The sequence below is a fragment of the Streptomyces sp. NPDC087906 genome, assembly GCF_055584925.1.
In genome coordinates this window covers 323,144-349,082 of sequence record NZ_JBVJLC010000007.1, presented here as the reverse complement: position 1 = coordinate 349,082, position 25,939 = coordinate 323,144, and the positions used below count along the sequence as shown (strand labels likewise).

The window sequence follows — 25,939 nt, the reverse complement described above, 5'->3', positions numbered from 1 at the left end:
CTCCGTCCCCGGGGGCCGGGCCCGGCCTTCGTCACGTGATCGGCGAAATGTCGGGAAGTTTATGAATAGCTGGTTTCACCGCCGCGTGAATTGCCTCGGCGCGAACTCGGGGAACTAAGCACGTCTGTCGCGCGTGTTCATGGGGAAAGGGGGATCTATGGATTCACAACTGACCATGGGTGAGCAGATCGTGCTCCTCGCACTGGACGAGCGGAGTGGAGAGCTGCGCCAACCGCCCCTGCGGGTGGGGCTCGCGGTGTCCGCGGCCACCCTGCTGGGGCTGACGTTCTCCGGGCATGCGGTGGTACGCGACGGGGCGCTGGCCGCCGCGCCGCTGCCGCCGCCTGACGACCCGGTCGACGCGGCCATGGTGGAGCAGCTCCGCAGCCATCCCGAGGCGAAGCCGCAGGCCTGGCTGCTGGCGGTCAGGGAGCAGGCGCTCACCGCCGCGTACGACGGGCTGCTGGCCAAGGGCCTGGTACGCGAGGAGGGCCGCAAGGTGCTCGGGGTCTTCGGCTCGGTCAAGCACCCGGTCACGGACACCGCGACGGCCGAGACGCTGCGCGCGCGACTGGCCGCCGTGGTGCTGGAGGGCCGGGAGCCCGACGAGCGGACGGCCGCGCTGGTCACCGTCCTGCACCACGCGGGGCTGCGGGCGGTGGTCGTGCCCGACGAGCAAGCCGAGGCCGCCGAGGCCGGGTTCGCCGCGATCGACGCGGGTCAGGGGCCCGCTGCCGCGCTCGGCGAGGCCGTGAGAACCGCGGTCGCCGCGCTCACCGCGGTCATCGCCGTGTCCGGGCTGTAGGACACGTTCACCTCACGGCAAGGTTGAGTTTCCCGCCGGTTCACCGACTGGCGGGAACCTCACGCATGCCCCGGTGAATATGCCACGGGGAGTACGGCGGTTCCCTCAAATAACCGGTGAAATAGCACATCCTCGGGTTAATCTGTGATCCATTGACAGGTTCATTCCAGGGTGTTCGAATACGCACCATGGGGGAATCAACACTGATCACACTGGGCGTACTGCCTCTCGACGAATCCGTGTACAGAAAGCTTTTGCAGCAACCAGGACTTGGGACCACCGGCTTGTGTGTGGCGCTCGGTCTTGACGAAGCGTGTGTTCGCGAATCGCTGCAGCGGCTCAGTACGCAAGGAATGGTCAGGTACGACGTAAGTGGAGACGCCACCGCACTCGATCCCGGCATCAGCGTCGGACGACTCGTGGAACAGCGGCTCCGGACACTGCACGCGGAAGAACAGGAGGTACTGTCGCACGGCCACTCACTGATCAACGAGGCACTGCTCTGGCGTATGCGGGACCAGGTCCACGACAACGTGGAACAGCTCACCGGCAGTGAACCGGTGCAGGACACGGCCGAGGAACTGACCGTGCTCTCCCGGCGCGAGGTACTGACGATGCGGCCGAGCCGCCCCTCGCCGCCCGAAGGCATAGCCGCCACCCGCCAGTCCGAACTGCGCTGCCTGCGGCGCGGGATCGCCCTGCGGGCCCTGCTGCACCGGGGCGCTCTTGAGGACAAGGCGACGGCGGCGCATCTCACCGACATGATCGACCTCGGCGCGCAGGTCAGGCTGCTGGACGACCGGTTCGAACGGATGCTGATCTTCGACAGGGAAGCGGCCCTGGTGCAGTCGGACCGCGAAGCCACCCCGCGCAGTGCGCTCCTGGTGCGTCAGGAGGGACTGGTCCGCACGCTCTACTCGTTCTTCGACCGCTGCTGGTCACAAGCGGTCGACGCGGCGCCCCTGCTGCTCCCCGGGCACACCCGCACCCAGCTCGACGCCGTACAGATCCAGGTGCTCCATGCCATGGCGCGCGCCGAGAAGGACGAGGTCGGAGCGCGTGAACTGGGCATCTCCGTACGCACGTACCGCGGACATGTCGCCGGGCTCCTGAAGCACCTCAACGCCACCACCCGCTTCCAGGCGGCGCTGCGGGCCAGGGAGAAGGGGCTTATCTGAGCGGTGTGCCCGCCCCGGCGGGCACACCTTCCCCGGTCGGTCCACCTTGTTCAGCCGCCGAGCCGTCGGGTGCCTGTACGCCGTCCGCCAGCTCCCGCAGCAGCCGCATCTCGCGCGGCTGGATGTCGGGCAGCAACCGGGCGGCGCGGCGCGCGTGTTCGGTGCGCGCGCACAGCAGGTTCCGGGCGATGGCGAACCGGCCGCGCTCCGGTACGAGGACCAGCTCGCCGAAGAGCTTCTCCTCGCCGAGCACGACGCGTTCGATCTCGGCGTAGAGATCCCCGTCCCAGTCCTGCGGCCGCACCAGCTCGCCGGTGTCGGCCATCTGCCCGTACCACTCCCGCATGTCGGCCAGGCACGCGGCGCGGAACGGCTCGTCGTGCCGGCCGGCGCGCAGGTCACCCAGCAGGGTGTGGGCGGCCTTCGCGTCGTCCAGGACGACCAGCGGCAGCCGGTGCGGGCGCGCCATCCGGTTGCGCCGGGTGCCGCCGTCCACGAGCAGGTCGACGGTCGGCTCCACGACGGTACGGAACGCGTGTCCCGCGTCGGCCATCCGCAGCCACAGGTCCCAGTCCTCAAGACCCGCCCCGGTCCGCCAGCCGCCGGCCGCCTCGGCGAGACCGCGCCGATGGCCGACCCGGGAGGGCTCGAACATCGGCCCCATGAGCTGGAGTTGCGGGTGCCACCAGGCGGAGAGGGCCGGGAACGGCGCGACTTCACCGCCCGCCGCGTCGTGGTACGCGACGCCCGTCGCGGCCAGTTCGGCGCCCGCCTCCAGCAGGCCGAGCAGCACCCGCAGATGGTCGGGTCGCCAGCGGTCGTCGTGGTCCAGATAGGCGATGAACTCACCGCGCGCGAGGGCCAGTCCGGCGTTGCGCGGTCCGCTGGGATGGCCGCTGCGCTCGATCCTGTGCAGCCGGACGCGGCCGTCGCGCGCCGCCGATCTGCGGACCCAGTCCTCGGTGTCGTCGTCGCAGCCGTCCGAGACGACCAGCAGCTCCCAGTCGGGCACCGACTGCGCGCGTACGGAGTCGATGGTGTCCGTGATCTTCCGCGACCTGTTGTAGGTCGGGCAGATCACGGACACCCGCACCTCGGGCGTGCTCACAGGAACGGCAGGGCGGTCGGAGCGCCGGCGCTCGCGCGCAGCGCGAGCAGCACACCGGCGGCGCCCGTCGCCAGGTCCGTCGAAAGACGTACGTTCTCGACGCCGAGGAACGCGGGCTTGCCCTGGTAGCCGACCCCGTAGAGGTCGAGGGCCGCCGCCGGGTCGGCCGTCTCCTGCACGGCCGCGTCCTGGACCGTGTCGCCGGTACGGCCGAGCCTGCTGAGCACCACCATCACGCCCGCCCAGCCGTGGAAGAGGCCGGCGGTGTGCGGCACGCTGTCGCGGGCCGTGCGCAGGACGGTGTCGTGGGCCAGGGCGAAGCGCGGCTCGGCGCGGTGGGCCAGGTAGTCGGCCAGCACCATGGCCGTACCGCCGCCGCCCGACGCGAGCAACGGCCGGGCTCCGTAGGCGCCTTCGGCCCAGCCCTCGTCCGGTGCGACCCCGCCGGTGAGCGTCGCCGCTTCGGGCGCGGCTGCCCAGCCGAGGGCGCGCAGGTCCGTGTCGAGCAGCAGCCGCGCCGCGTCGAGCAGCCCGGTGTCGGGTGCCTGTTCGTGGAGCCGCAGCAGCAGGAGCGCGCCGCCCGCCCTGCCGCGCAGCAGCCCGGCCTCGCCGCGGCGGGGCGGCTGGGCGGCGGCCCGCTCGACGATCTGCTCGGCCAGGACCGCCGCGTGCTTGAGGGCGACGTCGTCACCCGTCGTACGGGCGAAGTGCAGGTGGGCGAGGCCGAGTCCGGCTCTGCCGTCGAAGAGGCTGTCGTTGCCGGGCTCCGCCTTGGCCGCTTCCTTCAGCAGCGCCGCTGCGGCGTCGGTGCGGCCGAGGCGGTGGAGGGTGGTCGCGATGCCCGCGATGCCGGTGTAGAGGCCGGGCGCCGGGTCGGTGAGCCGGCCCGCCGCCGCCTCCAGCCAGTCGATGTGCGCGGCGGACACCTCGGTGCCCGCGTCGGCGAGCGCCCACAGCACGCCCGCCGCCCCGTAGGCGAGGCAGACGCCGCCTTCCGGCAGCAGGAACTGGGTCGCGTCGCCGGGGAAGAGCCGGTCCTCGCGCTTCGGCGTGGCCGTAAGGAGGATGCCGTCGGCGACGGCGGCCGGGTCCCGCCAGCCGGACACGGGCTGCGGTGCGGGTTCGGTGGCCGGGCGCTGCGGTTCGCCGAGCGCCGCCGCCTCCTCGGCGCTCAGTTCGTCGCCCGCCGGGTCCACGGGCGCCGCCGGTTCCTCGGGCGCGGCGACGGGCGCGAGGTCGGCCCGGACCTTGGCCGCGTAGTCGGCGGGCACGGGGTAGCGGGACTCGATGTGCTCGATGATCCGGTCGACCTTGCCCTGGTCCCAGGGCAGCAGGCTGGTGAGCGGGGCGAACAGGGCGATGCGCAGGCAGCCGAGCGCGTACCGGTCCACGTCCTTGCCCCGGTGGGTGGCCGGCGCCGCGAACCCGGGGGCGGCGTGCACCTGCCGGGCGTTGGGGTCGGTCGAGGCGGTCTCCAGGTCGATGAAGACGACGGAGCCGTCCTCCCTGACCATGACATTGCCCGGGTGCAGGTCACCGAAGGCGACCCCGCGCTCGTGCATGGCCGCGAGACCCTGCTCGATCTGGTCGAGCACGCCGAGGGCCCACGCGGTGTACTCGGCGGTCCTGCGCGGATCGGCGCCCGGCGATGGCGGGTTGTCCTTGGTGGTCCGTACGGCGAGGGTCTCGCCCGCCACGTACTCCCTGATGAGGAAGTGGTGTTCGTGGCCGACCCGGGCCTCGACGAGCGCCGGGATCCACGGCAGTCCCGCGAGCTTCAGCAGGCACTCGTGCTCCCTGACGAGCCGGGAGACCGCGTCCTCGCCGTTCGTGTCGAGTCCGGAGAGCGGCCGCGCCTCGCGCAGCAGCACCGGCTTGCCGTCGCGCAGGTCGGTGCCCCGGTAGACACCGCCGCCGTTGGAGAAGTGCAGCGCCTGCTCGGCGCGGTACGGGAAGTCGCGCAGGGTGCCCGCGTTGCGCGCCTCCACCGCCTCGGCCAGGCAGTCCGGGATGGTCACCCACTCCGGCGGCTTGAACGAGGGCCCGCGCCGGTCCGGCACGAGCCGGCCGTCGGGCGCTTCGATGCACGGCACGGTCTCGCCGCGCTCCGTCTTCATCGTACGGGCCACGAAACCGCCGTACCGCACGTACAGCGGGCCCGAACGCCACCTGAGGTCGCTGAGGATGTACGGTCCCGGCTCCCCGTCGAGAACGCCGCCGAGCCCTTCGAGCACGGCGGCGAGCGCGGCCTCGTCCGCCGGGTAGACGGTGATGAACTTGCCGCTGGCGCCCCGGTCTCCGTACTTGCCGTTGCGCCGCAGCAGCACCTTCTTGCTGCGGATGAACTTGAACGGCATCCCGCGCGCCACCAGCCAGTCGTACGACCTGGTGAGGACGGTCTCCGCGTTGTCCGGTGTCGCGGACACATGGATCTTCCAGCCCTGCTGGGGCATCCGCGCCTCCGGCGGCGTCAGCATCGTCCAGTCGGGCCCGGTGTTGCGCACCCAGCCCTCCGGCGCATCGGCCGGCAGGGCGGCGAAGCCCTCGTCCGCGGCGACGTCGGAGTCGTCCCGGTCGAAGAAGGGCGTGCCCGGGGGCAGGAACATCACATGCCGAAATGCGTCCATGACAAATCAACCGCCTTGCGGAGCACGTAGGGGAACGGATGGGGGCGGCGGGGAAATCAGCGCCAGAAGGGTGCCAGGTACTTCTGGTAGAGCCAGTCGGCCAGGGTGCGCCGGCCGGCGTCCACGGAGGCGAGCCCCGTGGGGTCGGCGGGGAGCCGGTCGCTGTCCAGGACGATCCCGGAGGCCGGTATCCGCACCGAGTCGATGCCCTTCACGGGCACGAAGGCGGCCAGCGGCGCCGACAGGTCAACGGGCTTGACGGAGGCGACCGTTGCCTCGCCCAGCTTCCGGTGCAGCAGGACTCCGCCGCTTTCGAGCCGTACCGTGGCGCCGGGTTCGATCGCCGCCTGGTCCGTCGCGCCCGTCGAGACGAACACCAACTTGCCGCGCTGCTCCATGAAGCCGCCGGAGACGGTGTAGGGCAGCGTGACACCCAGCAGGACCGCAGTCAGCGCGCCAAGTGCCGCCGTGGAGACGGTGATCCGGCGCAGCCGGGACGCGCCGGCCGTACGGGCCTCGGCGCCCAGCTTGAGCGCGCCGCCGTACAGCCGCAGCAGCAGGTAGCCGACGACGACGGAGACGATGGCGGCGCCGACCATGCCCATGTCCTCAAGGACCTGGCCCCACACGGTGAAGGCCATGCTGACGACGTAGAGCGGGAAGAGGATGCAGGCGAAGCCGAACAGCGGCGCCCAGCCGACGTTGGGCAGCGCGCGCTCGTAGCGCCCGCCGAACAGCACCTTGGCGAACAGCCGGCGCGCGTCCGTCATGGACCGGTCCCGCAGGTGGGAGATGTCCAGATGGCTCATGAGGGCCAGATAGCCGTCGAGTTTGACGAACGGGACGGCGTTGAAGACGCCGGAGGCGTAGTTGGTGACAGCGAGGAGCAGCAGCAGGTCGCGCAGCCCGTCGTTTCCGCGGGCGGCGGCGACGGCCGAGGCGATGGCTGCGACCCCGCCGATGGCGGCCTGGGTGGTGATCCCGGCCAGCGCGATGCGGACCCGCTGGGTGCTGCGGGGCAGCCGCCAGCCGTCGGACACGTCGCAGAAGAACGCGGGCGTCAGATAGAAGAGCATGACGCCCATCCGGCTCGGCGCGCCGCCGTAATGGCTCAGCACCATGCCGTGGGCCAGCTCGTGCAGGACGGTGCCGAGGTACGTGACGACCATCAGGGCGAGCAGCGCCTCGATGGAAATGGGGCTCTCCAGCGCGCTCTTGGCCGCCGAGCCCTGCGCGAGGACGCACAGCAGACCGGCCGCCGCGACCACGGCGAGCGCGATGGCCCAGCCGCGGTTGGCGAGCCGCGCCATGAGCGGCCGGAACCTGCCCAGGATGTGTTCGGGCCGGACGACCGTGAACTGCACGGTGAGCGGCGGCACGAACGTCCATCTTCGGGGCTTGCGCGTCTTGCGTTCGGTGTCCTGGAGCAGTTCGGTCTTCTGGGCGCGTAGCAGGCCCTGGTTGACCAGTTCGGGGGTCCAGGGCTGGCCGAGTTCGCCCGCGATGTCGTGCGCGGTGTGGGCGCCGTCGGCGAGGCTGAGCAGCCTCGCCATGCCGGCGCCCACCCGCAGATAGCGCTGCGCGCCGAACTGAACGATCCACGGAGCGCCGTCCTCGACCGGCGCGTGCACCTTCACGTCCGGCGCCAGGCGCGGGCGTTCGGGCAGCGGCAGCGGTGTCTTGACGGCTTCAGGACGGTTCAGTGTCAGTTTCACGGCAGGTCCCTGCGCAGGAACAGTCCTCGGGCGGCGACGCCCGCCGCGACGATCCAGGCCGCGATCACGACCAGGGCCCACGGGATCGACAGCACACCGGCGTCACCGCTGCGGTACACCGCGGCCATGGCCTCGTCGATGGTGAACTTGCCGACGTCCGGCGCGAGTCGGAGCAGTCCGCCGCTGACCAGCCAGGTGCTGAGCAGCAGGACGACGACGGCGACGACCTGCTGGCGGATCACCATGCCGAGCAGGATCCCCCACAGGGCGCCGGCCAGCACGACCAGCATCACCCCGAGCAGGGTCCAGGTGGTGGTCATGGACCAGTCGGGCCGCTGGTCGCGGCCGGCGAGGAACACCCAGGGGCTGACGGCCGCGATCACGCCCGTACCGATGGCGAACACCGCGCCGCTGGCGGCCCCCGCCAGCAGCTTCGCCGTGAGCAGCCGGGCCCTGCTGCCGCCGAGAAGTACGGATCGGCAGATCGCGCCGCTGCCGAACTCCCTGGTCACCAGCAGCATGCCGACGAGCGCCGCGGCCAGTTCGACCATGAACCAGCCCTGCACCAGGGTGTTGGTGAGCTGGCCGTCCGTGCCGGCGGCGGCGCCCTTGTCGAGTTCCTGCTGGAGATAGCCGGCGTCGGCCAGCACACACAGCAGGAACGCCGTGAGGGCCAGGCTCCACCAGGCCTTCCCGGTCCAGATCTTGCGCCACTCGGCGCCGACGAGGTCACGCATGGACGTTCTCCTTCGGGGCGGGACCCGCCAGTTCGAAGAAGCGGCTCTCCAGGCTGACGCTGCCATTGTGGGTGAGGTCGGCGGCTGTGCCGCTGTAGCGCAGCGAGTGCTGGAGGATGACGATGTCGTCGGCCATCTGCTCGACCTCGGCGAGGAGATGGCTGGAGACGAGTACGGTGCGTCCTTCGTCGGCGAGAGAACGCAGCAGCTCGCGCAGCCACCGGATGCCGTCCGGGTCGAGGCCGTTGGCGGGCTCGTCCAGGATGAGCAGTTCGGGATCGGCGAGCAGCGCGGTCGCCAGCGCGTGCCGCTGCTTCATGCCCGTCGAGTAGCCCTTCAGCTTGCGATGGGCGTCGGAGGCGAGGCCCACCCGCTCCAGGACCTCGTCGACCCTGGCGCGCGAAATGCCCAGGGTCTTGGCCCAGATGCGCAGGTCGCCGCGGCCGGTGGCGGCGTTGGACGGGCCGATCCCGTCGATGCTGACGCCCACCCGGTGGGCGGCGTCGGGCAGTTCGGCGTACGGATGGCCGAAGACGGTGGCGCTGCCCGAGGTCGGGCGGGCGAGACCCAGCAGGATGCGCAGGGTCGTCGTCTTGCCTGCGCCGTTGCGGCCGAGGAGTCCCACGACGCGGCCGGAGCCGACCGTGAAGGAGACGTCCTCGACGGCGGTGAGTTCGCCGTAGCGTTTGGTCAGACCGTTGATGTTGACCACATCTGTCATGTGCCGGTCCTCGCCCTCGTCCGGAGGTACAGACCGACACAGACGATGAGCACAAGCTCCACCCCGACGCAGATGAGAAGACCTCTCGTGCGTTCCTGGCCGTGGGTGAGAGCGTAGACAGTGCCGGGAGCCGCGACGACGACGACCAAAGCGAAGGTCGCAAGGGCCCAGATGACACCGCGGGATGCTGATTGAGGCATCGCGTATCTCTCCTCTGCGGCGTGGAGCCGCGCGTATATTCACTGGTGCGGCCCTGTCCCGGATGCTCTTGGCCAGCATCCGGAACAGGGCTTCGTCATCAGTTTCGGGACCCGATCAGGTCGCGATAACCGAGGTGACGGCGATGGTGCTGTAGGCGGCGCTCACGCCCGCCGAGACGGCGAAGCTCGCGAGGAAGCTGCTCCACCAGTCGGGGGCCTCCATGCCTTCCAGCTCCTCCATGTCCAGCTCCTGCATGGCCAGTTCGAGGCTGTTGTTCTCCATTGTTTTCACCTCCTTCCACAACGTGTCGGTGTTGGCTCCACGAATGCGGCGCTCCGAGAAGTGCCGGCTCCGGGAGGTCTCAGGTCGCCAGCGTGACGATGGAGATGTACGAGACAACTCCTCCGGCGCTCAGGCCACCGATGAAGCTCAGCGCGTCGCTCCAGCCGAACGGCGCGTCGAGCGCCTCCAGCTCCTGCATGTCCAGCTCCTGAGCCTCCAGCTCCTGAAGAGCCAGCTCGAGAGGCGCGACGGTGTTCTTGTTCGCAGTCTGCATTTTTCTTTCCCCCTCCCCGTTGAGTGTCTGTTGGTGTATCCGTCGGCGGACACCGACGGAAATCTGTGGTGCGCGGTGACGCCGCCCGTCAGCGGTGTGTCACAGCGCGGCCGCCGGCTGCGGCACCCGGACGGCCTGGGCCATCACGTGGCGCACATCGGCGAGGGTGAGCGCGCCGAGGGTCGGCAGCCCGTCCCCCCAGGCCCGCGTGGTGGCCCGTGCGATCCGGTCGATCTGCTCCGCCGTCGCCTCGATGCGGTGCTCGATCTGCCAGTCGTCCAGCAGGGCCGCGACGCCCTCGACGGGGTCGGCGGGCAGCGGCGCCCCGCCGCTCTGCGCCTGGTGGGCCGCGGTGACCGTCCGCCACAGCCGGTGCAGCCGGGGGGCCGAGCCCCAGCGCGCGTCACCTTCGACGACGCGCTGCCAGAGCGGTCCCAGTACGGCGGCGGCTGCCGTCATCTTGCGGCGCCCGAGGCCGGAGGAGAGTTCGTTGCCCAGGTACCAGCCCTTGCAGGCGCAGGGGTCGCGGCCGAGGTTGAACCACTGGCTGTGGCTCACGCCGCTCAACTTGGCTATTTCCAGGCGGAGCTGGTCGCCGGGCGGCAGCCCGGCCCGCCGGGTCTGCGCCAACTCGGTGCCGAGCCGCACCATCCGGTCGACGAGTGTCTGGACGAAGGCGTCCTCGGTCGGCAGCTCCTGCGGGTCTCCGGTGTACATCCCGGCGACCCGGAACAGGACTTCGAGTACGCCCTCGGCGAGGAGTTCCACCGGCAGGGTGCTGGTGGCGACCGGGTCGAGTACGGCCACGTCGGGCTGGAGTCCGCTGCCGAGCACAAGTCGCTTGCCCTGCGCGGTACTCAGGCAGGCGCCGCCGCTCAGCTCGCTGCCGGTGCCCACCGTCGTCGGTACGGTCACCACGGGGATCCGCGGCTCCGCCTCGGCCGGGAGGAGCACCAGGCCGCTGCGGTGCCGTACCGCGAGCCGGTCCCGTACGGCGGGGTGGGAGCCCAGCAGCACAGCGAGTTTGGCCTGGTCGAGGACCGTGCCGCCGCCGACGGCCACGACGAGTTCGCTCTCGCGCAGCCGCTCGGCCAGGGCCGTGACGCTCTCCAGCGTCCCGGGACCCGACGGCACCAGGCACTCGACCGTACGTCCTGCCCACGCCGCGCACTCCCGTACCCGGGCCACGGCCTGCGACTCGGCGACCGCCGGGTCAGCGAGGATCGTCAGGCTCCGACCGCCTTGCAGCGGCAGCCATTTGGCCAGTCCGCCGATGCCGTAGGCGACTTGGGTGAGCGGACGTCTGCTGAGGTTCCACACCGCGTCCATCAGACCGCCCTCGTCCCTGTGGCGCCGAAGGAGCGGCCCCGGGCTTCGGCGTGCGCGGCGACCCCGGCCCGTACGCAGCCGATCAGCTCGGCGAGTTCGGCGTCGGTGTAGGTGAGCGCGGGAAGGAGCTGTACGCCGTTGACGCTGGGGTGGACGACGGCGCCGGCCTGCCGGATCGCGGCCACGACGGCCGGGACCTCGTCCTGCGGCAGCGGCTCTCCCTGGTCCGTGCGCAGCCGCACGGAGCGGAAGCAGCCGATGCCGGTGGTCCCGGCGACGGACGGCTCGGTTTCGACCAGCTCGGCCAGGGCCGTGTCGAGGAGCGCGGAGAGCCGTCGCGCCGACGCGACCGCGCCGAGGCGCCGCATCTCGTCGATGGTGGCGAGGATCGCCGCGCAGGTGACGGGAGTTCCGGCCTGGGTCTCGCCGTGCACGAACACATCGCCGGCGGTGTCGAACTGCGCGGCGATCTCCTGCGACACCAGCACGGCCGCGGCGGCGCTCGTACCGTTGGTGAGGCCCTTGGACGTGATCAGCAGGTCCGGGGGTGCGGGCCAGCGCTGCGAGGCGAAGAAGTCGCCGGTGCGGCCGAAGCCGGTGGCCACCTCGTCCGCCACGAGCAGGAAGCCGTGCCGGTCGCGCAGTTCGAGCAGTGTCTCGATGTAGCCGGGCTCCAGCGGCACGGCGCCGCTGCCGAGTACGGGCTCCACGACGACGGCGGCGATCCGGCTGCCCTGGCGCTCGGCGAGGGTGACGATCTCGTCGACCGCGTTCGGTGCCACGTGCCGCACCAGGCGCTGGTCGACCCCGTAGACCGCCTGGCCCAGGTTCTCGCCGGTGAGCGCGAACCCGCCGAAGGTCAGGCCGTGGTAGCTGTCCCGCAGTCCCACGACGAGCTTGCGCGCGCCGTCGCCGCGCAGGGCGTGGTGGTGCCGGGCCAGTTTCATCACGAGGTCGTTGGCGGCGCCGCCCGAGGTGGAGAAGACGACGCGGCCGTAGTGTCCGGAGCCCGCCACCTGGACGAGTGCCTGCGCTGCGCGCCGGGCGTACACGTTCTCGTAGCGGAACACCGACAGGTAGGAGGCGTCGCGCAGCGCGTCGGCGCAGGCACGGGCGATGGCCTCGTTCCCGTATCCGAGGTTCGCGTTCCACAACCCGCTGGCGCCGCAGAGCAGTTCACGGCCGTCGAGGAAGCGGATCCGGACGCCTTCCGCCGACACGGCGCACAGTTCGTCGGCGCCGTGCAGGCCGGGCTCCAGCAGGGAGGGCCACAGTTCGTTCGCCATCAGACGGCCTCCACTTCGAGCAGCACGTCGGTGTGCCGGGGGCCGCCGTGGGGCAGTTGGTGGCGGGCGACGACGCGCAGTCCCGCGTCGGCCAGCTCCAGCGTCAGCGCGTCGGCGGGCAGGACCCGGATCGACGTGGTGAGCACTTCGACGCGCTCGGCCGCCGCCGCTTCCCGCGCGGGCGGCAGGATGGTGACGCGGCGCACCGGATCGCCCGCGGGCCAGTGTTCGATCATCCGGTACCGCCGGCCGCTGGCGCCTGCCGCCTCGAAGTCCAGGTCGGCCTCGTCGGTCGATTCGCCGCTCGCCGTGACGGCGGTGACGGGCGTGACATCGACGGTGGAGAGCACGAACCGCCCGCCGGGCGCCAGATGGGACCGCACGGCGGCGTAGAGCCCTGCCCTGCCCGCTTCGTCGAGCAGCGACACCGAGGTGGTGCCGAGGACCACGACGGCGAACGTCCTGCCGAGGTTGAACGCGGACATGTCGCCCAGTACGGGGATGCAGCGGCGCCCGGCACCCGCCGGAGCGGAGGCGAGCCTGGTCCGCAGCAGGTCCAGCATGCTCTGCTTGAGCTCCAGCGCCGTGACCTCGCGGCCGAGGGCGAGCAGCGGCAGCGTCAACCGGCCGGATCCCGACGCGAGTTCCAGCACCGGCCCGGGGAACGCGCGCACCACGCGCAGCAGTTCCCTGATCTCGCTGGTGTCGCCGGCCGCCAGGTCGTGGTAGACCGGCGCGCCTTCCTCGTCGTACAGGTCGTGCAGGGAGACCCGGTCCCCGTAGTCGGCCAGGACCTGCCCGGCAAGTCCCGGTACCGCCGCCGCTGTTGTGGTCATGCCGTCACCGCCACCGCTGAGGTGTCGGGTACGAGCGGCACGCCCTTGGCGGCGAAGAAGGCCAGCACCTGGTCGACGGCCGCGCGGTCGACGGGCGGGGTGTCCGGCTGCGCGGGCTGCTCAAGGACGGCCTTGACACTGCCGTGGACCAGCAGCATCTCGGTGATCTGCGCGGCGCGCTTGCCGAGTTGGAAGGTCCGGTCGAGCCCGGGGACCCGTACGTACGCCTTCTCCGGGGTCCAGGAGAGGAACGGCGCCGCGGGGTCCTCGGCGTCGTGCGCGTCGGTGACCGCGTCGAGCGCGGGCACCAGCCGCCGGCCGAAGCCGGAGACCCGGGCGTCGGTGACACCGTGCCCCTGAAGGTCGCGCTGCACGTCGAGGGCGGCCAGGTAGCGGGCGAGCCAGGGCCGTTGGCGTACGGCGGGGCCGCGCACCTCTTCCGGCAGTGCGGCTCCCAGCGCCACCGAACCGGCCTCTTCGGACTCGGAGTTCAGCCGGTCCCACGCGGCTCCCAGGGCGGCGGCCGAATCGCCGACGGTCCCCAGGCGCACGCCCTGCGGCGAGATGGAGACGTCGCCGTCGCGGTTCACGTACAGCCTGGTGCCGGGCCCGTCGCCGGGCTCACGGCCGCCGAGGGCGGGAAGATCCGCCAACTGCACGGCGGGGCTGACCGCGAAAGCGGCGAACGTCCCCTCGGCCCTCGCGGTGTCGGCGTCCGCGAGGAACGTCTCGAAGTCCGTCTCCCCTGCGACCCGTACGAGTGTCGTGCCGAGCAGCGACATGTAGGGGCTGGTGCTGTAGTCCTGCACCTGGAGGAAGAGGACGTCACCGACCGAGGCGTCGTCGCCCGGCTCGCTCAGCGAACCCTCGTACCCGATGACGGTGGCGCCGGAGGTGTGCTCCTCGCCGTCCTGCTCCCCGGGGACCAGGACCAGCGTGCGCGGGCCCACGACATCCGAGCCGAGGACAGCCGCGAGATGTGCCGGATCCTCCAGTACGACGGTGGCCACCCCCGGGGCGGCTGTGTCGCCGAGCGGCGGACGTCCCGTGACCCAGGAACGCAGGTGCCGGCCTACCCGACCGATCAGTTCCTCATTCACCGGATTCCCTCCGATCCGCGCCGACCGCAGCGAGAATCTTTTTCAAGTCGTCCATTGCGGCTTTCGGGCCGTACAGATTGCACACGCCCGTAAGATTGAGCACGATTTCGTCGACGCCGGCGTCACGATATTCGTCGAAGCGTTTGACGATTTCGTCGAGACTGCCGAAAACAAAGGCGCCGGATTCTGCCATGAGCCGCCCTGCCGACTGCGGGTCGAGCCCTGCTATATCAACGCCTGCTTTACCCAGCATGTCAACATAGTGCGGGGCCTGCATATGGGCCGAATTACTCGCCATGACGAACTCGGAGACATCACGCCCCGGCCGCTCGATCGCCACGGGCACCATCGCCGAGATCCGCGGCACGGGCCGCCCCGCGGCCTCCGCGCCCTCCCGCAGCGCGGGCCGCACGGTCCCGTCGAGGTAGGGGGCGGGCGTCAGCCAGGTGACGGCCACATCGGCCACCTCGCCGGCGAGCCGCGCCATCCCGGGCCGCAGCACACCGAGCCCCAGGTGAACGGGGGGCGCCATGGCCGGACCCATCTGCGCATGACAGGAGAAGTACTCGCCGTCGACATCGACCACTTCGCCGCTGAGCAGCCCGCGTACGACCGTCAGATATTCGCGGACGGCGGTGAGCTGGCTCTTGTACGGAGCGCCGAGCAGACTCTGCTGAAACACCTTGGCCCCGGGCCCGAACCCGGCCACCACACTCTCGCCGGTCGCCATCGCCAGGGACTTCACCTGGTGAGCGGCTTCGAAGGGATGCCGCAGCGGCATCAGGGTGACCCCGAGCCCGGTCGGCACGCGGAATCCGGCACCGGCAGCCGTCGAAAAAGCCTGAAAAGGCTCCATCAGAAGACTCTGCCCTTGCCACAACCGCGCTGCGCCAGTCCATTGCACCAGCGCCGCATAAGGCAGAACCTGCTCAGGACGGCGCGGCAGGAAAGGCATCAATATCGAGTAGTTCAACATTCTCCCCGTTCACAACTTCGTGTGACGGCGTGAATATTTGCACCGGACCACCGGACGGCGCAAGGCCCTCCGTCGCAGCTTCATGCAAGCAGGACTGCAACAAACTGCGGGAACCATTTATGGGTGCGACGTTTAATTCGAGCAGACCCGCAAAGCGGCAGCTCGCAGCGACCGCCGAACGCCGCGCGCCCCCCGCCGGCGCCTCCGGGCGGCCGGCGATCGGGCACCCGCGGTCAGGGCTCAAACCCCCGTGACAGGTAGTGCCACACCAGGAAGACGCCCCGGCAGGTCACTTGGTTGTACGGCAACGGCCGTTCCGGTTCGGCGGAAGTCGCTCGGGCTCACTCCCCGGACCGGGTACGGGCCGCCACCGGCACGACCGCGGCGGTCCGGGGCGCGCCCCGGACCTTCGAGGATTACGTTGTACGGGCGGCGGCGGGAGCCTGGCGGCGGCCGTGACCGCTCCACCGCCACCACCTTCCGAAAGGGGCACGATGAGTGACACCGTCAACCACCTGACCGCCGAGGACCGCGACTTCCTCGCCCGCCCGCTGCACGGGTTCCTGACCGTCGCCGGCTCCCCGCAGCCGCCGCAGCCCCGGCCCGTCTGGTTCGAGGCGACGGCCGAGGGCACGATCCAGCTCATCACGGAGCCGGGCGCGCTGAAGGTGCGACGCCTGCGCGGCGACCCGCGCGCCTCGATCGTCGTCGCGGCGCCAGTAGGTGAGCGCGAACGCTGGCTGTCCGTCGTCGGCCGCACCACCCTGGAGCCGGACGGGGCGCACGACCTGTGCTCGCGCCTCGCCGCCCGCTACTGGGACCTCGCCGACCCGACCCGGGCCGCCGACCTCGCCGGAATGCTGGCCGGGGACCAGCTCCGCGTGGTCATCCACCCGGAGACGGTGCGGCGCTTCGTGTACTGAGCCGTCCCTGCGGTTGCTTGCCGGTCAAGGCTGTACGGGCCGGTCGGTCAGGGCTTCGGCCGGCGCGTCGAACGGCGGTTGCGCCAACGGGTCACCAGCCACAGGACGTTGACGCCGCCCAGGATGATCAGCACCGCCGCCGAGTCGGCGTTGCCCGCGAGGCTGTGGTCGGGGCCCAGCCCGCGTGCGGCGCGGACCAGCAGCGTGATGTCGACGGGGAGGGTGACGGCGGCCAGGAACGTCAGGCAGGCCGCCGTACCCACCACGAGGACGGCGCTGTAGATACGTACGGCCCTGCGCTCGTGGGCCGGCAGCCTGCTGCTCGGGTCGACTGCCGTTCCCCATCCCCCGGTGCGGTCGGCGCGCCGCACGCGCACCGCCCGCCGGAACGCGTATCGCGCGTAGGCGAGCCCGTCGCCGTACAAGTCCCGGCAGCCGGTGAGGTCTTGGAGGACGAAGTACAGGTCGGTGCGGGTGAACACCATCAGTTGGAATGGCAGTGGCAGCAGGGACACCAGCAGAGCGGCGCTCAGCAGCCGGTGGGCCGTCGTCCCGGTATCGGTCAGGGCCAGCACCAGGACGAGGCACGAAGCGACCGACAGATTGAGGGCGATCCCCGCCAGGTACGCGGTCAACCGATGGCGGCGGGGCGCCAGTTCGATGCCGCTGATGTCGGTCTGCATGACAAGGAACTGCAACCGGGTGCCCAGCCGCATCCTGCCCGGTACGCCGGCGGCGCGCGCGGTGACCAGATGCGCCAGCTCGTGGGCCAGCAGCAGCGTCCACCCGGCCGCCGTCACGGTGAGCAGGACCAGGCTGCCGTGGGGACTCCACAGCAGGTCGCGATAGCCGGGCAGCAGATCGGGGCGGCGGATCAGAACGGCCACGGCTGCCGCCAGCACCAGTCCGACCAGCACGGGCAGCGCGGGATGCAGGGCGAACCGGACGTGGTGCGGGCGCAGTTGCGGCAGGGACGCGCGCGGCGGCGCGGCCTCCGGGACCGGGCAGTCCCCGATCCGGGCCACGAACCCCAGCGCGGCGAGGTCGCTGACGAACTCCGTGACCTCGAACTCCTCGCCGGTCTCGGCGCGCAGCGTCTCGGCCGTACGCCCGACGCTCTGCCCCTCGCCGAGGAGTTCGACGGCCCGCGCCCCAACGGCGGGCAGTGCGACGAAGGTTCGGGTGGCCATGCGGCCGACGATCCACTCGTCGCGGTCGCGGCGCACCGCCAGGTCGTGCAGCAGGACGTGGGTGGAGGGCCTGATCCGGGGACGGTGTTCCGCGGCGGTGTCGGTCACGAGAGATCCGAGGAAGCAGTCGGACGGGGGCTGGCGGCGCGGTCGGCCCCGCAGGCGGGGCAGTCGGGGCGGCGCTCCGCGCGCTGCATGACGGGGTCGCCGGGCAGCATGAGGTTCAGGCCGGACCGGTAGCCGGGTTCTATCGGCGGGACGCCGCACAGCAGCGTGATGGCGGCATGCGCCAGCAGGCTGCCGGACAGTCCAGCCGTCACCGCGTTGGCCGGCTGCCAGGGCATACGGGGCGAGGCGACGTCCTCGTCCTGGCCGGGCGCGAGGCGCAGATCTCGCCGCTCGATCTCGGCGAGGCGGAGGCATTCCCAGCATGCGCCACGGCCCGGCGCGAAGACCCCGACGCTCACCAGCGGGCCCCGGTAACCGGCTTCGGCCCACGGCGTGCCGGTCGCCAGGCAGACCGTGTTGGCCCATCTGCGGATGACGGCGGGACTGTCGGCGGCGAGCAGCAACACGTCGTACCCTCCCCCGCCGCCGAGTCCGCCGAGTCCGCCGGGGCCGCCGAGTCCGCCGGGGCCACCCGCCAGCAGAGCCGCCAGATCGTCGGGCCCGCGTATCTCCCGGCCCTCGCCGGTGACCGTCGCATGCGAGTTCAGGGCGCGCAGCGCCGCAAGTGCCGCGTCGATCTTGGGCGTTCCGATGTCCTGCTCGCGGAAGAGCGTCTGCCGGTTGAGGTTGGACAGCTCGACGAGATCAGGCTCGACGCAGTGCAGCCGCCCCACTCCGGAGGCCACCAGGTCCCGCGCGGCGGCCCCGCCCGTACCGCCGACGCCGACCAGCAGCACCCGGGCGCGGCTCAGCCGTACCTGCGGCTCCCAGACGCTCTCCCGCGGCGCCAGATCCATCCAGCGCAGCAGGGTCATCCCGCGCCCGTACCGCTCCCGTTCCTGTTCGGACAGCTCCGCCGGTGGCTCGGCACCGGCGTCCTCCACGAATCCGGCGGCGGTCAGATCGGCCAGCGCCTGGACGATGTCCGCTTCCGGCAGCCGCAGTTGGGGATGGTGCCTGTGCACCTCGGCGACGATCTCCCCGCCGTCGCGTGTGCCGTCCATGGCCTCGACCAGTGTCCACACCCAGCCGTCGGGATCCTTGACCTCGGAGCCGATGCCGTGGACGACGCTCCCGATCCTTACGTGGCCGTCCACGGTCCGGTACGGCCGGTGTTCCGGCTTGACCCGAGGCAGTCGCATCGTGCGCGCCGTCATGTTTGCGCCAATCTCGTCAGCCCCAACTTCCCCTGTGACAGCGGTCATTGACAACACTGACGGGACACGCGAAGTCTTGCAAGAGCATCAAATGACTGCACCGCGCAGTCACCGGAAGGGAGACGGCATGGCGAACAAGATCGAGATCCGTCCGCTGGACAAGAAGGAAACCACCGGCGAAAGCGGTGGCAACGGCGGGTCCTGACCGGACGCGAATGATGGACCGTTACCTCACGGTCGCGGAAGTCACCGATGCGGCGCGGCGGTTGGTCTCCCGGTACCCGGGCGCCAGCCGGCTGCGCCGGATCGGGACGTCACGCGCTGGCCGACCGATCCTGATGCTGTCCCTGGGCCACGGCCCGCACCACCTGCTGGTGGTCGCGGGAGCCCACCCCGACGAACCGGTCAGCGGCGTGTCCGCGCTCGCGCTGGCCGAGCAAGTGGCGCGTGGCGAAGCGCCGTCGACGGTGACCGACCTCTCGGCCGTCACCTGGGACATCATTCTGTGCATCGACCCAGACGGCGCCACACTGAGCACGTACGGAACGCACGACGCGACAGCGCCGCACACCCTGCGGGACTACTTCGGCTCGGCCTTCCGCCCGATGGCGGCCGAACAGCCGGAGTGGGCACCGATCATCGGGAAGTCGCTCCCGGAAAGCCGGGCGCTCTTCGGTGTGATCGAAGAGCTGCGCCCGATCGTCCAGTGCTCCCTGCACAGCGTCGACGCGGGCGGAAGCTGGGTCCAGTTGACCCGCGACCTGCCCGAACTGACCGTCCCCTTCCACGCGTCGGCCAAAGAGCACGGCATCCCGCTGCAACACGGCAGCTATGACGCCCTGTACTGGGAGAACCCGGCGGCCGGGATCTACGTCCTGCCGCCGGAGGACAGCACCGACCGGCTGGCGGCCGGGTCGGAGAACATCGGCCGCTCCACCTGGTGCGCCCCCGCCGCGTACGGCGGCGTGACGGCGATCATCGAAGTGCCCCTGTGGGCAAGCGACATGGCCGAGGACTCGTCCCCGCACCCGAACGCCCTCAGCGCACTGCACGACCTGACGGCGCTCGTACTGGACGGCGGCAGGCAGGTGACCGCCGTCCTGGACAAGGCGCGCGGATTCCTCCCCCCGGCCCGGACCAGCCCGCTCAGGCGCGTGCTGGAGTGGATGACCGCCGACCTGTACGACGTGGTCGCCGCCTCCTGGACCCCCCTCACCCACCAAGCGGCCGCCAACACCCACCCCGACGACCCGAAGCGCCTGACCACGGCCCAGGTAACAGCCCTGGACGTGGTGGCCCGCCGCCAACCCCTCCGCGCGGCAGGCATCTTGCTACGTCTGCTGAAATCGGCGGACGACCCGGCCGCCCCGCGACTCCACCGCGAACTGGACGAACTCTTCACCACCTGGTGCACGGACTTCGAAAGGGACCTGCGGCTGCGCCGGGTCCCCGTAGCCAAACAGGTGGAACACCAGACCCGCACGGTAACGGCAACAGCGGAAACGGCCCTGCGCCTCACTCGACCAGGGCCGTGACGCCCCGGCGGATGGCCGCACGGGCGGAACGCCGCACGGGCGGATGGCCGCACGGGCGATGTCGGTGAAGGTCCGCTCGCCACTGCCGGTGGCCGCCAGCAGCGTACGCGCCTGCGCCCTCAGCGCTCGGGGGTCCATTTGCGTATCAGCTCGTGCTGCGCCAGGTCCTTGAAGTACCGGTGTCGCGACCAGGCGTCGAAGTCGCCGATGACGATCAGGCGTCGACGGGCCCGAGTGACGGCGACGTTCAGGAGGTTGGGCTTTTGAGCGGCCCAGTTCCGCGACCCCACCTGGTCGGCGCCGGTGCCCAGCACCAGGATCACGATGTCCGCTTCCTTGCCCTGCGTGGTGTGCACCGTGCCGTAGCGCTTGGGACTGAGCGCCCCGCCCACCACCTTGCCGAGGCCGTGGACGACATCGCGGAACGGGCTGACGACGAAGACGGATTCGTTCAAACGACGCCTTCGCTCAGCGACGGGGTCGCCTCCCCCAGCGTCGCCGGGGAACAACTCACCGGTGTGCGGGGATTCCTGTCGGATCGCCTCGTCAATACGGCTGCGGATCCGCTCCAGGGTGGCTTCCAGGGCCCTTCCCTCCTCCGGGTTCCATTTCTCCTCGCCCGGCAGCGCGCGGACGTCCCACCACACACTGCGCTGCGCCAGGGCGAAGTCGTCCTGGTCCCGGTCGACTCCGTAGACCATCATGCCGTCGTAGGCGATCTTGTTGCTGACGTCGAACATCAACCGGTCGCAGCGGCGGTGCACCCTGAGCGGCGAGCCGAGCCAGATGCTCTCGCCGTCCTGGTCCTGCAACCACGTGCCGTACGGATTGAGGCGGTCGGCGAGGGTCTGGACGGAGCCGGCGGCCGGGGCCCACTGGCGGTCCACCGCGAAGTGTCCGGCCAGGCGCCGCTGGCCCGTCCACGGAAGGGTGACCACGGGTTCGAGTTGCAGCGGGTCGCCGACAATCACGGCGCGGCGGGCTCGCCACAGGGCGCCGGCCACCTCCTGCGGGGCGGCTTGGCCTGCCTCGTCGACGAACAGCCAGCCCAGGGCCTCACTGCCCAACTGGGCGAACATGCGGCCCACCGAAGCGAAGGTCGTCGAGACCGCGGGAACGACCAGGAACAGCAACTGCCAGGCGGCCAGCACCGTTTCAGCACTCAGGTCCCCCGGGGCCTGGCCTTTGACGACCTCCATCACGGCCTGCAGGTTCCTGCGCATCCGCTCGGGCTCGGTGGCCAGCAGCGCGCGGTGGAGATCCAGGGCCGCGAGGAAGAGTTCCGAGCGTGCCTCGGCGAACTCGGCGTCCATCCAGGGCGCCGACCGCTCCCGGGTCTCCATCGCCTGACGGTCGTCGACGTCCGCCAGCCATTCGGCTCCCGGCACGCTGTCGCCCCACCGCTCCTTGGCCGCGGCCAGGCGACGTTGCTCAGCTTCCCGCTCGCGACGCCGGCGGGCCACGTGCTGTCCGGCCTCGGAAGCCGTCGCGACCTGCCGCTCACGCGCCTGTTCGCACGCCGTCACCCGGCCCTCGGTACGCACCACCGCGACCAGCGCGTCATCCAGTTGTCCCCGGGCAGTGAGCAGAGCCGTATGCCGGGTTGCCCGTGCCGATTCCAGCTCGGCCAGGCGGTCGTCAGAGGCCCGCACCGCCGCCTGGAGCGGTAGGCGCCCGGTCTCCCAGCGCCGCATCGGCTCGCGGGTGACCAGTCTCGTCATCAGGCCGGGCTTGCGCGCGTCGTGGGCGTGGAGTTCCGCCTCCGCCGCCCTGACGCCCTCCTCGCCGCCGCGCACCGCGGCCTGAGCGAGGTCGAGTTGCTCGCGCTCGGCGGTCATCGCGCTCTGGCGCCGGGCGTGCTCCCGCTGGTGGCCGGCAAGTTCGTCTTCGGCGCGCTGCTGCTCCTGCCGCAGGAGCAGCAGCGTGTCATGGGCGCCGGACTCCCGGGTCAGCAGTTCGTCCAGGAGGGCGTCGGGGCCGGCGAGCCGGGTGAGCAGATCCGCGATCTCCTGCCGTTCCGCAGCCAACTCCCTTACGCGGCTGCGGGCTTGGTTGAAGCTCCGGACCGCCTGTTTCCAGGTCACGTGGCCGAGCGGCGCCGCTTCGGCAGCAGGGTTCGCGCTCGGGGCGTTCGAGGTGCTCGACGCGTTCGATCCGCCAGTCGAGCGGTGAATACCCTGCAACTGCAGGATCTTTTGCAGCCCCAGGGGCGGACGTTCCTCGCTCGCTCCCGGCCCCGGCCCCGGCCCCGGCCCCGGCCCTGGCCTGCTGGCGCTCTTGGCCTGCTCGCCCCACCAGAAGCGCTGGACGAAGTCGGAGCGGTTGCTGCGCCGCCCCAGCCGTGCGGCTATCGCGCCCCAGGCGTCTTCCTCCAGCGCCAGGCTGGCAGGTCCTGCCAGGTAGTCGGCGCGTCCTTGCCATGCGTCGCCGATGGCCCGCGAACCGGGGACTTCCAGGGTGACGTTCTCCACCGCTCCGTTGTTGGAGGAAGCGATCACGATCTCGAAGCCGGTGAGTTCGGGGATCAGCGGGTGGATGGTACGCGGGAAGGTCTTGCCGGCCGTCTCTTCCGTGCGCCAGGCGTGCGGCTTGCGGACGAAGGCGTCCTCGGGCCGTTTCAGGGCCGCCAACCGTTCGGCTCGCTGGACCACCAAGGCCGCGATCAGGTCGCGCAGCATGGTCGTCTTGCCGGTTCCGGGTGGTCCGTTGACCGCGTAGAGGCCGCGGCCTTCGTCCTGCCCGAGAGTCGTCAGGATGCGGTTGACCGCGAACTGCTGGCTGAGCACCAGCGGCTTGTCTGCGTCCGCCAGCCACCGGCCCAACGGCATGCTCGACGGCTGCACGCTGTCCAGCACGACCTCGGGCAAGCGCCGCACGTCAAAGCGGTCCGTCGCATCCAGGTCCGCCCCGGCCTTCAGGTAACTCCGCAGCGCCGTACCGGCCTGTCCTGACGCAAGGACATCCGCGACGCGCTCCAGATCGTCGGTGTAGAAGCTGTTGAGGAAGACGTCCCCACCGACCTCGTCCGCGTGCCGGGCAGCGACCTGATAGCTCTTGACGCGGATCGCGTCGGGCCGCAGGGAATCGGCGACGCCGAGCTGCTCGGCCACCCACCGGGTAATGGCGGCCAGGTCATACACGTCAAGGACCTTGGTGCCCACCTCGGGCGGAGGCCCCTCCGGCTCCGCCGTGCGCTGCGCCGCGTCCTCCCGCGTACCGCTGCCGGGACCCTGCCCTGGTACGTCGCCGGCGCCGTCAGCGAGCCGGGAGGTGACGGAATCGATCAGCTCACCGCCGACCTGCTCGATCACCTTCGCGGCCACCGCCCCGGCCACCGGCCCCAGCCCGGCACCCACCACCCCGGCCGCCGCCCCGAGCCCGCCCTTGGCCGCGCTGACGACGAGACGGGACGTCAGCCCCGCGACGGGGCCGAGCCCCGACTGCCGCGACGGCGAGCCGTCCTCGGGCCGGCGCTCGACTTCGACCTTCCCGTCTCCAAGGTCCAGCAGCCGCCCCAGCAGGCGTGTGCTGTCCTCGTCGAATCCGGTCAGCCACTGGTCGCTGTGCGGCCCGGGATGCAGGGTCTGGCCCACCGCCCAGGCACACGAGGACAGCGTGACGCTGTCCTTGATCAGTAACCCGTCCTGGTTCACGGTGAAGCAGAGCACGGCACTGTCGCCGCCGATCCGGCCGTCCAGGTCCTGCTCGGACTCCGGGGCACGGAATGCCTGCAACAGCACGTCACGCACCTTGTCGACCGCGAAGATCCCCGCGTAGACCGTGTGCTGCCACACCAGCCCCGACCGGAACCGCGCCCGCCCCAGATCAGCGCCAGGCTCCCAGGGCAGCGGCCGATTCGGCCTCACGGCGAAGAGGTTCTTGCGTGGATTCACCGGATCCACCTTGGGCGGGGAGAAATACTCCACGGCCCGCCAATACCGCAGAATCTGCGCCTGCCGCTGCCGCTCAGCCCGCGATCGATTGACGGCCCCCATCCGTCCCCCCTGTGGTCGCCGATATCCGCGGCACCGTAGCAGAGCCCGGCAACGCGCACCCACGACCACCCAAAGGAAGAGAGCAACGGTGCTGGTGGGCCGGGCCGTGAAGCGGCGGCCCGGCCGCGCACCCGCGGGTCAGTAGGCGGGTTCGTTGCGGACGATGATCAGCGAGGTGATCTTTCCGTCGCAGACGGTGAAGTAGTTGGTCATGATCAGCTCGCCGTGCAGATTCGTCTTGTCGTACTGACCGTCGTAGCGGGCGCGGACGATCTGGTCCCCGTAGTGGTTCACGACCTCGGTCACCTCCAGAGTGACCCGGTCGCCGACGATCTCCTTGGCCACCCAGCGGCGGATGGCCGCGGCCCCGCGGAACTCACGGCGCACGTCGTTGACGAAGGCGTCCTCGGCGAAGGTGGCGAGGATCGCGTCCTCGTCGAAGTCGTTGACGGCGCGGACGTGCTCGGCCAGGACCGGAAGCAGCGTGGTGTCGGACATGAGAGTGGGACCTTCCTGAGTCGGATGTGCGGCGGCCCTTCGGCGGCTTGGTCCCCACGCTGGGCGCTCCTGCTGCGGGAGAGTCAACAGCGGTGACGCACGTTGTCCCTCCCGCAGGGGGAGAGCCGATACTGGCACCATGAGCCAGGCACTGACGGTCGGGGACTTCTCCCGCATGACACACCTGAGCGTCAAAACACTGCGCCACTACCACCAGGTCGGCCTGCTGGAGCCGGACCGCGTCGACCCTGACACCGGCTACCGCTACTACACCCCCGAGCAGATCCCCACCGCCCAGGTCATCCGCCGCCTGCGCGACCTCGACATGCACCTCCCGGACATCCGAGCCGTCCTGTGCGCGCCGGACGCGACGGTGCGCGGTGAGCTGATCGCCGGTCATCTGGACCGCCTGGAGATCGAGCTGGACCGGACCCGCTCCGCGGTCGATTCCCTGCGCAACCTGCTGCGGCGCCCCGCGGAGGCCCCCGTCGAGCACCGCACGGCGCCGGCCTGCCCGGCCATCGGCATCAGCGCCGCCGTGGACCGCGGCGACCTGCTGCCGTGGTGGCAGGGAGCGCTCGCCGAGTTGCACGCAGCGGTGGAGGCCCAGCGGCTGGAGGCGACCGGCCCCAGCGGCGGCTTGTACGCGAGTGAGATCTTCCAGGACGACCACGGCCGGGCCACGGTCTTCGTGCCCGTGCTGGGAAGCGTACGTCCCATCGGCCGGGTCGCGTCCCTGACGGTGCCGGCGGCGGAGCTGGCGGTCATCACCCACCACGGTCCGCTGGCCGACGTCGACCTCACCTACGGCGAGCTGGGTGCCTACACCGCCCGGCACGAGATCAGCGTCGCGGGCCCCCTGCGCGAGTACTACCTGCGCGATGCCCGCCACACCCCCGACCCCACCCGGTGGACCACCGAGATCGGCTGGCCCGTCTTCCGAGCCGAGCACGATCACTAAAAGCGCGGCGGTGAACCGTTCGGCTGTCCGCCGCGCGGATCCGTCGGAACGCCACCGAGTGGTTCTCGGTGGCGTTCGTGACGCGAACGGCGGGGCGTGGGGTCAGCGAATCCTCCGCCTGAGCCTTCGCGGTCCTGGCGCCGTGCGGCGACTCAGACGTTGAAGCGGAACATGTAGTACAGAGCTGCGACCTGTGGAAACAGGCTTCGAGAGGGTCGCATCCAGCACCAATCCAGCACGCGCAACCGCGATGCGAGGTCCTCCCACCGCCGCCCGATCAACGACATCACCAGGGAGAGGTAGTCGCCCGGTGCGCGAGTACAACCGCCTCACGAAG

Annotated in this window: 21 protein-coding genes; 5 read left to right on the top strand and 16 right to left on the bottom strand. The window is 71.0% G+C overall.

Annotated elements, in window-relative coordinates; genetic code table 11:
* Positions 1-157: 157 nt before the first annotated feature.
* Positions 158-805, top strand: coding sequence for a GOLPH3/VPS74 family protein (locus ACZ63I_RS22815; RefSeq protein ID WP_469340814.1), 648 nt, complete (start codon positions 158-160; stop codon positions 803-805).
* A gap of 419 nt (positions 806-1,224) precedes the next feature.
* Positions 1,225-1,983 carry a helix-turn-helix transcriptional regulator gene (locus ACZ63I_RS22810; RefSeq protein ID WP_469340813.1) on the top strand — a complete coding sequence of 253 codons (759 nt, stop codon included), beginning with the start codon at positions 1,225-1,227 and terminating at the stop codon, positions 1,981-1,983.
* Here ACZ63I_RS22810 and ACZ63I_RS22805 read toward each other — a convergent pair.
* The 12 genes from ACZ63I_RS22805 to ACZ63I_RS22750 form a co-directional block, all read right to left on the bottom strand.
* Positions 1,976-3,091 carry a glycosyltransferase family 2 protein gene (locus tag ACZ63I_RS22805; protein WP_469340812.1) on the bottom strand — a complete coding sequence of 372 codons (1,116 nt, stop codon included), beginning with the start codon at positions 3,089-3,091 and terminating at the stop codon, positions 1,976-1,978. The two genes, ACZ63I_RS22810 and ACZ63I_RS22805, sit on opposite strands and share 8 nt — an antisense overlap.
* A complete protein-coding gene (gene lanKC / locus ACZ63I_RS22800; protein WP_469340811.1) occupies positions 3,088-5,718 on the bottom strand; it encodes a class III lanthionine synthetase LanKC in 2,631 nt (876 codons plus the stop codon). The genes ACZ63I_RS22805 and lanKC overlap by 4 nt, the downstream gene beginning before the upstream one ends.
* A 56-nt stretch (positions 5,719-5,774) precedes the next feature.
* Positions 5,775-7,433: a daptide biosynthesis intramembrane metalloprotease gene (gene mpaP, locus ACZ63I_RS22795; protein WP_469340810.1), complete on the bottom strand. Its 1,659-nt coding sequence runs from the start codon at positions 7,431-7,433 to the stop codon at positions 5,775-5,777.
* A complete protein-coding gene (locus ACZ63I_RS22790; protein ID WP_469340809.1) occupies positions 7,430-8,170 on the bottom strand; it encodes an ABC transporter permease in 741 nt (246 codons plus the stop codon). The genes mpaP and ACZ63I_RS22790 overlap by 4 nt, the downstream gene beginning before the upstream one ends.
* Entirely contained in the window at positions 8,163-8,891 is a 729-nt protein-coding gene (locus ACZ63I_RS22785; RefSeq protein ID WP_469340808.1) for an ABC transporter ATP-binding protein, read from the bottom strand. Before ACZ63I_RS22785 ends, ACZ63I_RS22790 begins: the two co-directional genes overlap by 8 nt.
* 315 nt (positions 8,892-9,206) lie before the next feature.
* Positions 9,207-9,374: a daptide-type RiPP gene (locus tag ACZ63I_RS22780; protein ID WP_198533215.1), complete on the bottom strand. Its 168-nt coding sequence runs from the start codon at positions 9,372-9,374 to the stop codon at positions 9,207-9,209.
* 79 nt (positions 9,375-9,453) lie between these two features.
* The gene (locus ACZ63I_RS22775; RefSeq protein ID WP_041984941.1) at positions 9,454-9,648 is read right to left on the bottom strand and encodes a hypothetical protein; all 195 of its coding nucleotides are present in this window, start codon (positions 9,646-9,648) and stop codon (positions 9,454-9,456) included.
* 99 nt (positions 9,649-9,747) lie between these two features.
* Positions 9,748-10,977 carry a daptide-type RiPP biosynthesis dehydogenase gene (gene mpaC / locus ACZ63I_RS22770; RefSeq protein WP_469340807.1) on the bottom strand — a complete coding sequence of 410 codons (1,230 nt, stop codon included), beginning with the start codon at positions 10,975-10,977 and terminating at the stop codon, positions 9,748-9,750.
* A complete protein-coding gene (mpaD, locus tag ACZ63I_RS22765) occupies positions 10,977-12,263 on the bottom strand; it encodes a daptide-type RiPP biosynthesis aminotransferase (protein ID WP_469340806.1) in 1,287 nt (428 codons plus the stop codon). Before mpaD ends, mpaC begins: the two co-directional genes overlap by 1 nt.
* On the bottom strand, positions 12,263-13,099 hold the full coding sequence (gene mpaM / locus ACZ63I_RS22760; protein ID WP_469340805.1) for a daptide-type RiPP biosynthesis methyltransferase: 837 nt from the start codon (positions 13,097-13,099) through the stop codon (positions 12,263-12,265). The genes mpaD and mpaM overlap by 1 nt, the downstream gene beginning before the upstream one ends.
* Complete coding sequence (mpaB, locus tag ACZ63I_RS22755) at positions 13,096-14,199, bottom strand: daptide biosynthesis RiPP recognition protein (RefSeq protein ID WP_469340804.1); 1,104 nt, start codon at positions 14,197-14,199, stop codon at positions 13,096-13,098. The genes mpaM and mpaB overlap by 4 nt, the downstream gene beginning before the upstream one ends.
* Positions 14,192-15,175, bottom strand: a complete 984-nt coding sequence (locus ACZ63I_RS22750) for an LLM class flavin-dependent oxidoreductase (RefSeq protein WP_469340803.1) — start codon at positions 15,173-15,175, stop codon at positions 14,192-14,194. The genes mpaB and ACZ63I_RS22750 overlap by 8 nt, the downstream gene beginning before the upstream one ends.
* A 494-nt stretch (positions 15,176-15,669) precedes the next feature.
* Here ACZ63I_RS22750 and ACZ63I_RS22745 point away from each other — a divergent pair, with 494 nt between their 5' ends.
* Positions 15,670-16,098, top strand: coding sequence for a pyridoxamine 5'-phosphate oxidase family protein (locus ACZ63I_RS22745; protein ID WP_469340802.1), 429 nt, complete (start codon positions 15,670-15,672; stop codon positions 16,096-16,098).
* 47 nt (positions 16,099-16,145) lie between these two features.
* On the opposite strand, the gene ACZ63I_RS22740 is transcribed toward ACZ63I_RS22745, so the two are convergent.
* Positions 16,146-17,396 carry a hypothetical protein gene (locus tag ACZ63I_RS22740; protein WP_469340801.1) on the bottom strand — a complete coding sequence of 417 codons (1,251 nt, stop codon included), beginning with the start codon at positions 17,394-17,396 and terminating at the stop codon, positions 16,146-16,148.
* Complete coding sequence (locus tag ACZ63I_RS22735) at positions 17,393-18,598, bottom strand: HesA/MoeB/ThiF family protein (RefSeq protein ID WP_469340800.1); 1,206 nt, start codon at positions 18,596-18,598, stop codon at positions 17,393-17,395. Before ACZ63I_RS22735 ends, ACZ63I_RS22740 begins: the two co-directional genes overlap by 4 nt.
* 233 nt (positions 18,599-18,831) lie before the next feature.
* On the opposite strand from ACZ63I_RS22735, the gene ACZ63I_RS22730 reads away from it, so the two are divergent.
* Positions 18,832-20,148, top strand: a complete 1,317-nt coding sequence (locus ACZ63I_RS22730; protein WP_469340799.1) for a M14 family zinc carboxypeptidase — start codon at positions 18,832-18,834, stop codon at positions 20,146-20,148.
* 119 nt (positions 20,149-20,267) lie between these two features.
* Here ACZ63I_RS22730 and ACZ63I_RS22725 read toward each other — a convergent pair whose 3' ends face one another.
* Positions 20,268-24,041: a DEAD/DEAH box helicase gene (locus tag ACZ63I_RS22725; RefSeq protein ID WP_469340798.1), complete on the bottom strand. Its 3,774-nt coding sequence runs from the start codon at positions 24,039-24,041 to the stop codon at positions 20,268-20,270.
* Positions 24,042-24,281: 240 nt separating this feature from the next.
* Positions 24,282-24,641, bottom strand: coding sequence for a nuclear transport factor 2 family protein (locus tag ACZ63I_RS22720; protein WP_469340797.1), 360 nt, complete (start codon positions 24,639-24,641; stop codon positions 24,282-24,284).
* A gap of 139 nt (positions 24,642-24,780) precedes the next feature.
* Here ACZ63I_RS22720 and ACZ63I_RS22715 point away from each other — a divergent pair, with 139 nt between their 5' ends.
* Positions 24,781-25,602: a MerR family transcriptional regulator gene (locus ACZ63I_RS22715; RefSeq protein WP_469340796.1), complete on the top strand. Its 822-nt coding sequence runs from the start codon at positions 24,781-24,783 to the stop codon at positions 25,600-25,602.
* Positions 25,603-25,939 lie beyond the last annotated feature (337 nt).

Bases quoted from the DNA above. Each gene is read 5' to 3' on its own strand.
- ACZ63I_RS22815 (WP_469340814.1), top strand. From the start codon at position 158: ATGGATTCACAACTGACCATGGGTGAGCAGATCGTGCTCCTCGCACTG.
- lanKC (WP_469340811.1), bottom strand. From the start codon at position 5,718: ATGGACGCATTTCGGCATGTGATGTTCCTGCCCCCGGGCACGCCCTTC.
- ACZ63I_RS22790 (WP_469340809.1), bottom strand. From the start codon at position 8,170: ATGCGTGACCTCGTCGGCGCCGAGTGGCGCAAGATCTGGACCGGGAAG.
- ACZ63I_RS22785 (WP_469340808.1), bottom strand. From the start codon at position 8,891: ATGACAGATGTGGTCAACATCAACGGTCTGACCAAACGCTACGGCGAA.
- ACZ63I_RS22780 (WP_198533215.1), bottom strand. From the start codon at position 9,374: ATGGAGAACAACAGCCTCGAACTGGCCATGCAGGAGCTGGACATGGAG.
- ACZ63I_RS22775 (WP_041984941.1), bottom strand. From the start codon at position 9,648: ATGCAGACTGCGAACAAGAACACCGTCGCGCCTCTCGAGCTGGCTCTT.
- mpaC (WP_469340807.1), bottom strand. From the start codon at position 10,977: ATGGACGCGGTGTGGAACCTCAGCAGACGTCCGCTCACCCAAGTCGCC.
- mpaD (WP_469340806.1), bottom strand. From the start codon at position 12,263: ATGGCGAACGAACTGTGGCCCTCCCTGCTGGAGCCCGGCCTGCACGGC.
- mpaM (WP_469340805.1), bottom strand. From the start codon at position 13,099: ATGACCACAACAGCGGCGGCGGTACCGGGACTTGCCGGGCAGGTCCTG.
- ACZ63I_RS22750 (WP_469340803.1), bottom strand. From the start codon at position 15,175: ATGTTGAACTACTCGATATTGATGCCTTTCCTGCCGCGCCGTCCTGAG.
- ACZ63I_RS22745 (WP_469340802.1), top strand. From the start codon at position 15,670: ATGAGTGACACCGTCAACCACCTGACCGCCGAGGACCGCGACTTCCTC.
- ACZ63I_RS22735 (WP_469340800.1), bottom strand. From the start codon at position 18,598: ATGCGACTGCCTCGGGTCAAGCCGGAACACCGGCCGTACCGGACCGTG.
- ACZ63I_RS22730 (WP_469340799.1), top strand. From the start codon at position 18,832: ATGGACCGTTACCTCACGGTCGCGGAAGTCACCGATGCGGCGCGGCGG.
- ACZ63I_RS22720 (WP_469340797.1), bottom strand. From the start codon at position 24,641: ATGTCCGACACCACGCTGCTTCCGGTCCTGGCCGAGCACGTCCGCGCC.
- ACZ63I_RS22715 (WP_469340796.1), top strand. From the start codon at position 24,781: ATGAGCCAGGCACTGACGGTCGGGGACTTCTCCCGCATGACACACCTG.